At 69.3% G+C, this 11,968-nt stretch carries 8 protein-coding genes and 2 pseudogenes; 3 read left to right on the top strand and 7 right to left on the bottom strand.

The genetic code is table 11. From position 1 onward, the window contains the following. Window positions 1-43 precede the first annotated feature (43 nt). A complete protein-coding gene (locus ACFWFI_RS33680) occupies window positions 44-334 on the bottom strand; it encodes a peptidoglycan-binding domain-containing protein (RefSeq protein ID WP_387397805.1) in 291 nt (96 codons plus the stop codon). A 1,135-nt stretch (window positions 335-1,469) separates the two neighbouring features. Here ACFWFI_RS33680 and ACFWFI_RS33675 point away from each other — a divergent pair. After that, window positions 1,470-2,698 (top strand): annotated as a pseudogene (locus tag ACFWFI_RS33675) (IS110 family transposase). Window positions 2,699-2,730: 32 nt separating this feature from the next. Here ACFWFI_RS33675 and ACFWFI_RS33670 read toward each other — a convergent pair. The 4 genes and pseudogenes from ACFWFI_RS33670 to ACFWFI_RS33655 form a co-directional block, all read right to left on the bottom strand. Beyond that, window positions 2,731-3,174, bottom strand: a complete 444-nt coding sequence (locus ACFWFI_RS33670) for an SUKH-3 domain-containing protein (RefSeq protein WP_387397802.1) — start codon at window positions 3,172-3,174, stop codon at window positions 2,731-2,733. 43 nt (window positions 3,175-3,217) lie between these two features. After that, window positions 3,218-3,920: pseudogene (locus tag ACFWFI_RS33665) on the bottom strand (transposase); the annotation flags it as partial. 734 nt (window positions 3,921-4,654) lie between these two features. Beyond that, window positions 4,655-5,617, bottom strand: a complete 963-nt coding sequence (locus ACFWFI_RS33660; protein WP_387397799.1) for an MBL fold metallo-hydrolase — start codon at window positions 5,615-5,617, stop codon at window positions 4,655-4,657. A 263-nt stretch (window positions 5,618-5,880) separates the two neighbouring features. Next, entirely contained in the window at window positions 5,881-7,317 is a 1,437-nt protein-coding gene (locus ACFWFI_RS33655; RefSeq protein WP_387397796.1) for an FAD/NAD(P)-binding protein, read from the bottom strand. A 202-nt stretch (window positions 7,318-7,519) separates the two neighbouring features. On the opposite strand from ACFWFI_RS33655, the gene ACFWFI_RS33650 reads away from it, so the two are divergent. Continuing rightward, window positions 7,520-8,650: a helix-turn-helix domain-containing protein gene (locus ACFWFI_RS33650; protein WP_387397793.1), complete on the top strand. Its 1,131-nt coding sequence runs from the start codon at window positions 7,520-7,522 to the stop codon at window positions 8,648-8,650. 174 nt (window positions 8,651-8,824) lie between these two features. On the opposite strand, the gene ACFWFI_RS33645 is transcribed toward ACFWFI_RS33650, so the two are convergent. Continuing rightward, window positions 8,825-9,469, bottom strand: coding sequence for a LysE family translocator (locus ACFWFI_RS33645; protein ID WP_387397791.1), 645 nt, complete (start codon window positions 9,467-9,469; stop codon window positions 8,825-8,827). A 304-nt stretch (window positions 9,470-9,773) separates the two neighbouring features. Continuing rightward, window positions 9,774-10,160: a DUF6281 family protein gene (locus tag ACFWFI_RS33640; RefSeq protein ID WP_387397788.1), complete on the bottom strand. Its 387-nt coding sequence runs from the start codon at window positions 10,158-10,160 to the stop codon at window positions 9,774-9,776. A 635-nt stretch (window positions 10,161-10,795) separates the two neighbouring features. Here ACFWFI_RS33640 and ACFWFI_RS33635 point away from each other — a divergent pair. Then, on the top strand, window positions 10,796-11,203 hold the full coding sequence (locus ACFWFI_RS33635) for a hypothetical protein (protein ID WP_387397786.1): 408 nt from the start codon (window positions 10,796-10,798) through the stop codon (window positions 11,201-11,203). The last annotated feature ends 765 nt before the right edge of the window (window positions 11,204-11,968 follow it).

Genomic DNA, 11,968 nt, shown 5'->3' with positions numbered 1-11,968 from the left:
GGAAGAGGACGGGCCGCGGCGTGTGTGCGGGCGTCGGATCGACTCAGCACTCCTGCCAGATCTGGCCGGCGAATGCCGCGAACGCGTCCTTGGTCTTCCGTCCGGCGATCCCGGTGATGATCGTGTTGGGTCCGACGACTCCGTCGACGGCGAGTGCGGTATCGCCGTAATAGTTGAAAAGCCTCTGCGCTGCCTCCCAGCTGTTGGTGACCAGCTGCCCGTCGATCGTGCCGGGGTTGAAGTTCCAATAGCGCAGGTCGCACTGCCACTTCTTCGCCTGGGCGGTGCTCAGCCCCAGGTTGACCACCGCGAGCGTGCCGACCTCACCGGTCACCGCCGGCTGCTGGCCCGGCGCGGGAGCCGCTATGGCCGTGCCCGCGGTGCCAGGCCGCCGACGGCGAACCCGACCGCGGCGGTGGCACTGCGAGTGCCTTCGTGAGAGCTCGCATGCTGTTCCCCTCAGTTGACGCGCGATGAACGGAACCGGCCGCACCTCCCGGCTCCGCGACGAGACTGCGGCTTCGGCGCGATGTCCCGCCACAGTTGACGCAGAAGTGGCATCGTCCCGGGAACGTCCCAGACGCTGACCTGCTGAAACGTTGCCCGCCGAGTCACTACGACGGGACGCCCGGGGGCGGGCGATGACCGATTCTGCAGGAGGGCGGGACGCACGTACGCCGTGACGGCTGATGCAGAATGAGGCCGGGACATCGAGGTCCGGGCAGAACCCGCAGCCTGCGCGAAATGGCGCGCATGGGACTCCCCCTTCTCTGGCCTCGCCCATGGGCCCTTACCTCAGGAGCATCGTGGGCCTCGGACCTTGTCGTCCGTGCAGGGAACTTTGTCAGTAGTGGGCCGCTGCAAGTTGACGCTGCATCAGGCGAGGGCGGGCCCTGCGTGTGACCCGTCGAAGCCGTTGCGCAGCGAGATCAAGCCCCTCCAAAGTGATGTCGGGAACCATTCGTCTGGAGGGGGGCTTGCGGGGGGGTGCCCCTAATTCCTTCGTAAGGACTGCAGTGGTGCCGGGTTGGCTTCACGGCAGTGTTCGAGTGGTGAGGTCCGTTACGCATGCTGCGACCCTGGCCCGTGAGGCCTCTGGGTAGACCGTGTGGACGGCCGCGCCGCGGTGGTGACGGCTCGTGAGTGCTGGATGGATGCCTTGGGTGCCCCGGGCAGACGATGCCTACACATAGAGCGGCGACGTCCGGTTTTCCCGTAGCCGTCACCACCGATCGCCTTGATCACTCGTTGGAGTGGTGGTGCGAGCCCGTCCCACGGTGACCTCTTGATACGCCCGAGCCGTCCGAGCTCCCGCATAGACCGGGGCCCGCGGGGTGCGCTGGTGCCACGAACGGCTAGTGAGGTGGCGGCCCGGCCCTGGCGGCCGAGGCCTGGAATTAGGTCGCTGCGTGGCCCGCATGCGCTCGTGACCAGCACAAACACATCCGTACCCCTGGGGAGGGAACATCTTGATCTACTGCGGAATCGACTGGGCGGAGAAGACGCACGACGTCGCCCTCGTCGACGACAGCGGCCAGCTCCTGGCCAAGCGGCACATCACCGACGACGCGGCCGGCTACAAGATCCTGCTGGACCTGCTCGCCGAGTACGGAGACACCGAAGAGAACCCGATCCCCGTCGCGATCGAGACCAGCCGCGGCCTGCTCGTCGCCGTGCTGCGGACCGGGAAGCGGCCGGTGTTCGCCATCAACCCGATGGCCGCCGCCCGATACCGCGACCGGCATGCCCTCTCCCGCAAGAAGTCCGACCCCGGCGACGCCCTCGTCCTGGCGAACATCCTCCGCACCGACATGCACGCCCACCGGCCCCTGCCTGACGACAGCGACCTGGCCCGCGCCATCGCGGTCCTGGCCGGGCCCAGCAGGACGCCGTCTGGAATCGACAGCAGCTCGCCAACCAGCTCCGCTCCCTGCTGCGCGAGTATTACCCCGCCGCGTTAGCGGCTTGTGCCAAGTGGGACAACGGTCTGTGCCGCCCGGAGGCCCGCGAGCTCCTCAAGCTGGTCCCCACGCCAGCCAGGGCCGCCCGCCTGACGCGCCCGCAGATCACGGCCGCACTCAAACGAGCCGGCCGTAAGCGCGGCATCGAGGCCGAAGCCGAGCGGCTCTGCGAGGCCTTCCGCCAGGACTGGGCCCACCAGCCGCCCCTGGTCGAGGACGCGCTGGGCAGGCAAATGCTCGCTCTCCTGGGCCAGCTCACGGCCGCCTGCACCGCCGCGGACGAACTCGCCCAGGCGGTGGAGGAAGTCTTCCCGCAGCATCCTGACGCGGAGATCATCCTCAGCTTTCCCGGCCTCGGCACCCAGCTCGGTGCCCGTGTGCTGGCCGAGATCGGAGACGATCGCACCCGCTTCGCCGACGCCCGTGGTCTGAAGGCATATGCCGGCGCCTCACCCATCACCCGGGCCTCGGGGAAGAAGTCGAGCATCACCCGGCGCTGGGTGAAGAACGACCGTCTCAACCGTGCGGGATATCTATGGGCTTTCGCGTCCCTGACGGCCTCCATGGGAGGCAAAGCCCACTACCGGCGCCGACGCGACGAGCACTCCGACTGGCACGCCGCCGCCCAGCGCAATCTCTTCAACCGGCTGCTCGGCCAGCTCTACCACTGCCTCAAAGCCCGCCGGCTGTTCGACGACCGTGTCGTCTTCCCCGCAGCGTTGCCCGTTGCGGCCTGATGGATCCGCTGGACAGCCGGTGAACGGCGAAGTCAGGCAACCCTGTGAGGCATGACCCCGAGAACGAGGCCGTCCAAACCTGCCGGAAGCCGCCCGAAAGTGGCCAGGCGAAAGGGCTGGACTGAATAGAGCTCCCCGTGTTCGTCGATTCCGAGAAGAGCATGGCCGTGGTCGAGCTCACCAACAGGGAAGACCATGACCCCTCTGGCCTCGTTCCAGGCTGCGAAACGGTCCTCCTCACTGCACCAGAGGTTCATGGGGTCCAGGTCGATCGCCTCGCGAGCACGCGTGATTCCGGCACCCCGCGACCCGACCTGCAGACCACCGAACTCCGCCAAGAACTCTTCTGCGGCCGGATGCATCACCAGCTCGGCCTCCGCGAAGCTCACACGCCAGAGGCTGGTGTCCACACGGCGCCCAGGAAACCAGCCTGCCGAACGCAGGGTTGCCTGGGTGACGGGGTCGAGATCGCTCATGCCCGCACATTCTTACGCTGCCAGGACACCCACGCAACTAACTGATCGAGGAGCCCGAGTTGCGGGTTGCTGAGGCGAGTCCGGCGTAGACGGCGAGGTGGGCGGCGGAGGGGAAGCTGCTGCCGTCCCCGACCTCGATGAGGATCCTGGCTCCGGTCCTGATGCCGACTCCCGGCATCGAGATCAGGGCCTGGGAAAGAGGGTGGGCCTCCAGCAGTTTCTCGATCCGCCCGGCCAGGAGTTTGCGCTGGTCGAGCACGGCCTGGAGCGAGGTGGCCAGGCTCGGGACGATCAGCGCGGCCGCCTCGGTGCCGGGGACCACCACGGTCTGTTCGTCCAGCGCGGTGAAGATGTCCTCGACCAGCCGCTCGGCCATGTGTGGTGCCTTCGGCCGCAGCAGCGTGATCAGACGGCGCCGGCCGGCCTTGCGTATCTGGGCCGGGGACCCGAACCGTTCCAGCAGGGCCAGGACGGCCGGGTGCTGCAGCCGCGGGCCCAGGACCCGTTCCAGCGACGGGTGGATCTGGGTGAGCAGGCCGTGGAGCCGGTTCGCGACCCGGGTGGCCTCGCCGGTCAGGTCGTCGTCGAAGCCGACGATCACCGACCAGTCGGCCGCGAGCGGCAGGGCGCCGATCGAGGCCGGCTGGTCGACCTACAAGCACAGTTCCGTGCTTGGCCTGCAACTTCGCGAACAACTCCCGGAGCTTCGGCTCGGTGTTGGGCAGGCGCTTGTCGAACGCCTTCCTTCATGCCGGGCCCGAAGGCCGGGAGCCTCATTGCGGGACCACCAAAAAGGTAATGGGGGGAACGGACCGCGGTACTGCAAGGCCGGCTCGGTGACCGACGCAGACCAAGGTCTGCCTCATGAGCCGGTCCTGGACACCGCGTTCATACCGCCGCGGGCCCGGGAGGAAATGGTCCGGAACGCGGTGAGAGTCCACGGCAGTCGATATCGACCATGGTCCTGCGGCTGAGGGCATCTCCGTTCGCATAGGGCTCGGCACCGTGGGGCCCATCAGGATCTGTTCGGCGGGCGACCGCGGTCAAGATCCGTCGGACCGAGCGGCCCGCCCGGAGGACGAGGAGCCGGCCGTCACTCTCGGTCTCGGGGAGCGCGAGTGCCGCGCGGGGGCAACGGCGAGCGGCTAGCCGGCAGCGGGGCTGTCCAAGACAACGTCGACATTCGGCAGGCCTGGCCACGAGAGACACGGAAACGCCGGGCGGGCCCGGGATCGCTAGGCGGCGAAGACGCGCGCAGAGCAGTCTGGTGGCAATGGCACGCGGCGGAACTACTGGCTCAAGATCACATCATGACCAAGCGGACCGCCTCCGCCCTGCGCAAGCCGTTCACTCGGATCGTCACTGCGGTCGCCCCGCTCCTGGTGGGCACGGTGGCACGCCGCTACACGAGCCCCCGTAACCTGCCCGGCCATCAGCATGAGAGGGAGCAACCGCAGTTGACTGCTTGCCCTCCGGACAGTCAGCGGCGCGTTCTGCAGCCACAGGAGCAGCACCGTTGCAGCGCCGCTACCCAGCCTGTTGGCAGCGCCCTGCAGGAAGTGGCGCCGCGATCACGCCGAGAGAGGAACGGCTCCGTCAAATGCGGCGTCGCCAGGTGCAGCGTAATGGCGGTTTCGCGGCCGAGCATGCGCTCCCTCGAGTGCCTGGCCACCTCAGGGTCGGCCTCGTGCGCGTAGGCGAGCTCGGGGTGGAGCAGCTGGAGCGCGTGCACCAGGAGGTCGCCGGTGACGAGCGCCAGCTCGCGCCCGTCGGCGACCAGCACGCTCTGGTGTCCGGGCGTGTGACCGGGCGTGGCGACCGCGCGCCCGGCGCGCAGCGGCGTGTCCCCGTCGAGGAGCCGGAGCCGACCGGCGGCCGCGAGCGGGTCGGTGAGGGTCTCCCGGAGCTGCGGATTGAGCGTGTCGATGGCGTCGAACTCGGCCCGCTGGAGCAGGTATTCGGCGTTCGGGAAATAGGGGCGCCGGCCGCCGGTCGTGCCGCCGGTCGAAGCGTTGCCGTCCACCGCGCCGCCCGCTGATGGGACGGCCGCCTCGGTCACGACCGCCCACCCGACGTGGTCGGTGTGCAGATGTGTGAGCACCACGGTGTCGACTTCGGCCGGGTCGATGCCGGCGGCGGCCAGCGCCTCGGGGAGCGCACCGGGCACGGGCGCCCAAGAGCCGGCCGGGCTGTCGGCCGGACCGATCCCGGCGTCCACGACGGTGAGGCCCTTGTCGCCGCGGATCGCGTACGCGCGGAACTGGAGCCGCCAGCGGCCCTCGGCGTCGACCGCGCCCGGGTCGAAGCGGTCGACCTCGGCCCACTGTGCGGCCGTGGCCTCGGGGAAGGCCTCGGCGCGCGGGGAGAAGAACGGGCCCTCGCCGTCGGCGAGGGCGATGATCTCGGTCGAGCCGATCCGGAGGCGGGGAACGCTGAGGGACATGACCGCGATCCTGCCATGCCTTCCACGCGGGTGGTGACTCACCCATGCCGTGCTGATCTCGATGTGGGACGAGGTGATCTCTCAGATGAACAGCCGGCAGTGCTGGGGTAGTTGCTGCCTGTTGCGCTGTTGGGTAGGCCGTCGTGTACCGAAGGCGCCTACCGCCGCCTGATCGCCGACCCCCTCGATATCACCGGCGCCCTTCGACCGTAGGCGTAGCCGTCCTCTCAGTGTGCCGCCAACACCCGTTCATCGAGCTTCGGTCAGGGTGTCCGAAGCGCCACGGCAGTGCGAAACGCCTGCGCGGCGACGCCCGCGATGCTCGACGTGATGAACGAGCCGCCGCCGGCCACGCCGCCGACCACGTGCACACGCGGGTCGGCGGGGACCACCCCGCCGGACGGGTGGAGGGCGGCCAGACCGGCCCCCGTCAGCGATCGGACCAGGTGCGAGGCCGCGCCCGGAACCGCTTGCGCGTGCGGGTTCACGGCGTTGATCACGGTATGGGCGGTGCTTCGGCCGTCGGCATCCCGTACCCGGAACCGCCCGTTCACCGGCTCGATCGCATCGAGGCCGGATGAGACGGTGAGCTGACCGGAGTCCAGGAGCCGCATCAGGACGGCGCCGTTCACCGGGACCATGGGTGAGGCGACGCTCGTGACAGTGCGGAGATGGCGCCGCAGCCAGGCACGATCGGGTTCGCGCAACAGGCGCCAGGCGTAGGGGCCGACGGTGTGTGCCGTCTCCTGCACCACGCGGCGGCCGATCCGGGGGTCGTCGACCTCAGTGATCTGCTGCCGGAGGCGCTGGACCGGGTTGTCGGTCCGGGTGCTGCGGAACTGGGCCGCGAGTTCGTCGAAGTCCTCTCCGGCTTCGGCCAGTTCGGTGCGCAGCAGGCCGACGAGGTCGTCGAGCGCGAGATGTCCCTGGGCGCGGTGCAGCCCGGCCACCCGCTCGACGGTCACATGTGTCGGGCGCAGGCCGGCCGGGCGCTGCCAGACGTACGGGAGCACCCCGCTGCGCGACAGGAGCGTGATCCGTCCCGGATACCGGTGCGCGGCGAGCGCCACGACGACGTCGACGGCGGTCAGGCCGCTGCCGATGATGGCCACATCCTCGCCGGTGGACATGCGGTCGAGCGTGGTGGCGAGCGGATAGGGATCGGCCGTGAAGCCTGGGCTGCCGGCAAGTCCGTACAGATCCGGGGGTGTCCCCCCTCCCACACACAGCGCCACCCGGCCGGCCTCGTACTCCTGCCCGTCGTCCGTACGCAGGACCAGGTGTGTGCCGGACCGGGCGACGGCGTCCGTCACCCGCGCGGCCACGACGCGCAGGAGCCAACCCTGCTCGCCGAGAGCTGCCACGGCCTTCTCCGCGGAGTGGACCAGATACTCGCCGTAGAGCGCCCGCGGGACCAGCGGTTGACCGAGGAGCGGGTCGATGTGGTCGGCGCCGCGTTCTCCCAGCCAGGCTGCGAAGTGGCCGAAGTCGCCGGCCCGGACCGACATGAGGGCGGGTGGTGTGTTGACCAGCACCGCGTCCAGGTCCGGGCCGTACGGTCGTCCCCGCCACAGGTGCGGCGAGGGCTCGAAGACCGTTATGGTGCCGGTTCCGCCCACTGCGGCGTTGCCCTCTGTGGCGGCAAGCGCGTCCAACAGGCCGACGGCTGCCGGGCCTCCCCCGACGATCGCGATGTCCATGATCTTCCTCTCCGGTGGTCGTGTGCCACAGACCCTGCCCGTCCCCGCCGGGGCGTCCCATCCCTCGCTCCCAGGGGATCCGTGGGGAACACCCCCCTCAAACGAGGGGTTCCGTGCCGTGTGGGTGGCAGAGCAGGCTGGGGACCGGAAGGTGCGGGGGCCGAGCAGGCGACCGGCAGGCCGATCAGTTGAGGGGACACGCATGACCGATCGACGCCGACCGGTGCTCGCTGCCGCCGAACAGGCCGCCGACGCCTTGGAATTGTTCAGCCGCGTCTCGGCCCGGCTGCGGCGGCTGGTGCCGTTTCACTCGGCCGTGTGGACCGCCGCCGACCCGGAGACCGGCATGATCACCGCACCGATGCTGGTGGAGAACCTCGGCTCCGGGGAGGGCTGCGCCGCCTACTGGAAAAGCGAACTGCTGGAGGAGAACGTCCTGCCGTTCCGCGACCTCGCCCGCGCCTCGGTGCCGGCGGCCGGGTTGCGCGCGGCCACCGGTGATCTGCCCGCCCGCAGCGCCCGGTTCAGGCGCCTGCTCTTGGACCAGGGAGTACACGACGAGCTGCGCGCCGTGCTCCGGATCGGTGACCGGCCGTGGGGCCTGGTGAGTCTGTTCCGTACCACCGGCGCTTTCCGCCCGCAGGACACCGCACTGCTCGCCGACTTGTCCCGGCCGCTGGCCGGGCTGCTGCGGACGTTCGCCCGGCCGTCCGCGTCCGCGCGCGGCACGGGCTCCCCGGCGCCCGGCCTGATCCTCTTCGACGGATCGGGCGAAGCCATCTCAGCCAACGATGAGGCACGGCACCACCTCGCGCGCCTGCCGATGGGGCCGTCGTTCCCCACATCACTGGGGCTGACGCTGCCGATCTGGGTACTCGGCACGGCGCTCCAGGCGCGCGCCGTCGCCGACGGCCGGGACCACGGCGGCGCCCGCGTGCGCATCCGCACCACCGAAGGCCACTGGCTGACCTGCCACGCCTCGGGCCTCACCGGACCTGGCGGCAGGCCCGGCCCGGTTGCCCTCGTCATCGAGCCTGCGACACCTGCCGACCTGGCTGTGCTGGTCGCCGAGGCGTACGGGCTGACCTCGCGGGAACTCCAGATCACCCAGCTCACCGCGCGCGGGCTGACCACCGTTGAGATCGCCACGGCCCTGTTCATCTCGCCGCACACGGTCCGCGACCACCTCAAAGGGATCTTCACCAAGGCCGACGTCTCGAGCCGGGGCGCACTGGTCGCCCGCCTGTTCACCGACCACTACTGGCCCGCGCTGCCGGAACCGGCGCGGGTCCAGCGCCCCGGGCAACCGCCTGCCCGGGCCAGGGTCGCGTAGCCTCCAAGTGCGTGACCCGCTCGATCGCGCCGTGCGGCCGATGAGCCTTCTCGCCGCGGACAGACGCTGCCGCCCGCTCGCGTTCGTCGTCACGCCCGGCCAGGCAGGCGACGCACCCGCGTTCCCCGAGGTCCTGGTCCGCTTACGACTGGCGCCAGTGACGCGGGCCTGGGCTCAGGTGGAGACAGCGGTGCGGGACAGCGCGGTGCGCAGCGCGAAGACAGCGAGCAGGCCGCCTGCCGTGAACCGTTGGGTGGTCATGACGCGGGGCCGGGCGGCCAGAAACCCTGACACCCGTGCTGCGCCCAGCACGACGAGAGCGTTCACGGAGATCCCGACGACGATCTGCACAGCACCGAGCTGGAGCAGTTGTCCCCAGGCCGGACCCGCCTGCGGGTCCAGGAACTGGGGCAGTAGGGCCGCATACAGAAGGGCGATCTTGGGATTGAGCAGGTTGGTCAGCAGCCCCATCGAGAACAGGCGCGCGTCGGAGACCGGAGGCAGGTCTTGAGCCGGGGCGAAGGGCGAGCGGCCGCCGGGCTTGAGCATGCCCCAGGCGAGGTAAGCCAGGTAGGCAGCCCCGGCAAGCTTGAGAACCGTGAATGCCACCGGTACGGCGGCGAACAACGCAGACAGGCCCGCGGCCGCGGCCAGCAGATAGCACACGAATCCCACGGCGGTCCCGGTGAGGCTGATCAGGCCCGCCCTACGGCCTTGGGTAATCGCGCGGGAGGCAAGGTGGATCATGTTGGGTCCCGGAGTCAGCGCCATGCCGAGTTCGATCAGGGCCACTCCTCCGACTGCGGTCAGAGTGATCACCGGTCAACCTCCAGGTCGTCCGTCGGGTACCTGATACGAAATGGGCCCACCCGGCTGCAACGGGCGGATACGACGCATGAGCGGCGCCTGCTCGCCCGCTGCAGCATACGGCCTTGCCCCTCGGTACCTTCATGCGGCCCCGGCCCCGTTGCTGGCTGAACGCCCGCTGTAGCGGCTGTGAGCGTGCTGGACGTGCCAGCCTGAACTGCGTGGCTGGGAAAGGCCGTTACGTGGCTGCCCAGCCCGGTGCGCGGTGTTCGGTGTGGCGTCAGCTCTGGAACCACACCGAACCCCGCGTCTCAGATCAGGAGCCGTCGATCAGTTTCTGCACCTCGGGCGGGAGCTTTGAGCCGGAGTAAACGGCGAAGAACGTGGCTGTCTTCGGTGTGTCCCCAATGGCGATGGCGACCTTGGGAGAGATGCCGTCCACTTCGTAGGCAGTCTCCTTCATAACCGGCTCCTCGTTCTTGTCCTGGCCGCCGGTGTCTTCGCAGGGTGGTTTGGTGGCGACGCCGAGCTTCTTCCCGAGTGTGAATTCCACGTTCGCCACGTCTCCATATGATCTGTCCTGGTAGGTGTACCGATTGGCGCAGGAGTGCCCACCGCCACCGCTGTCGGCCGTGCACGCGGCTCCTGACATCACCACGGCCGCCGCCACTAGCAAACCAGCGGATCGCCCGGTCCAGCTCATGCGTGTCCCCCTCAGTAGAAACTGCAATCAGTAGAAACTGCAAAGAAGAGGAGTGCCTCCTCTTTGCCGAGTGGCCTCGCCATCGCCAGCACGGGAATGAGATCGTGCCCATGGTGAGGCCTTCGTGTTCCGAAATTCGACGTCGGCAACTCGGATCAGGTTCCCTTGACGCGCGTTCTTTCGGCCCGAGATGTGATCTTGCAACCTGTGGCAGGCGGCAAGGATCACACTCAGGTCAGCCGAGCGGTGTCGGCCGCTGCTCCTGGTACACCGGCGGCGCGGCAAATCCGAGTCGTCGGCGACGGCGCGTCTCCATCCGAAGCGCCCGCTGATGTGCGACTCGGCCCAGCCGAAGACGAGGTGAACTCCTGGCCGGACAGGCTCGACAGAGCTCTGGCCTGCCCGTCCGGTTACGTCAGCGACCTGGTCTTCTGGCCGCCGGAGCAGGAGTTGTCTGCCGAACAAGTGGTCAACCAGGCCTCGAAGTACCGGCCGATTGCCCTATAAGGACGGCACTCGGCTACGGAGCCAGATCACCAGGGCTGCCGCGCGGCCGTAAGGGTGATCACGGCGGCCAGGGCGGCTGCTGCGCCGGCGCCGCTTCCCGCACCCACCTCACTGGCTATCGTGACCCCGTGGAATCTGACACTGCAACGTTCCCGCCTCACCCGATTCGGGGTGTTCGAGCCGTCTACGCGCGGCAGGCCAGCTGTCCCTCCGACTTTGCGGAGGTCACCATGGACTTCGAGCCGTGGGAGGCAGGCGTCGTCTTCGAGGTGGCCGTTGATCTGGCTGTGGACGGCGACGACGATCCGGAGCGGCAGGCCGAGTGCCGGGCCGCTGTCGAGGCGGGTGTTCGCGACGAACTCACGTGGCCAGGGGCCGGGTTGTCTCCAGCTGCGGCGGTAGTCCTGCGGCGCATGCGCTTCCACCCGGTCGACTCTCACCCGCGGGCGTTCCGGCAGGCCGGCCGCCTTGCTGTCCGCAACGCTTTCGCAGCGGCCCATCGGCCACCGCAGGCGGCAAAGGAACGTCAGGGCTGACGGCGGAATGGACTACACCCACCGCTGCCGCTGGGGCGGTTCCTCAGGGCGGTTCCTCCGGGATGTGGTGGGTGGGCCGCAGGGAGGCCGGGTTGCCGTACGGATCAGACATGAGTGACCGCCTTGCCGAGTACTCCCGAGGAATGCGCCACCGGCACCTTGTCGCCTGCCTGGGCTGCCTGGGCTGCCACTTCACCAAGTCCTGCGGGATTTTTCGCAGAGCTATAGCCGGCTGGAGATCAAGAACCACGCCGGATTCACCAACGACCACGCTGCCCGCCGGCGCCCGACTCGGACGGGGACGCCGCAGGAGCCCATCACCTCGTCGGCAGGGTGGACGTGGAGCCTGCGAAGGTCGCCGTGACGTCGCACTTACCTCTCGTTCAACGATGCCTCGGACCTCGAGCCCAAGGGCGTTGGAGGAAGGCCTCACCGCGGTGCTCGGCACAATGAGCGTCGTGGGACGGGTCGGTTACGCCGGGCAGCTGGAGGCGTTCACCGAGTCCCATCGAGAACGGATGGCGCAGGTACGCACGGTTCGGACCCCGCAGCCACATCGCCCTGCACAGCCGCTACTCCCTCCTCCACTCCCCCACCAGCATCGCCGTACTCGAACGCTTCACCGCAGCGCCCTCGGCACTCCGGGCAAAATGGGATCAGGCAGAGCTGCCCCGGCATGGCTGAGGACTCATGTCCGCTCGGCGCGCGTCGCGGACTCCGCCGGGCCGACGCCCGCGCCGAAGCGGGGCGCCTACGGTTCGTAGG

It is taken from the genome of Streptomyces sp. NPDC060209, assembly GCF_042728155.1.
Taxonomy (GTDB): domain Bacteria; phylum Actinomycetota; class Actinomycetes; order Streptomycetales; family Streptomycetaceae; genus Streptomyces.
Note: the sequence above shows the minus strand (reverse complement) of the source record. Positions and strands in the feature narration are given on the sequence as shown.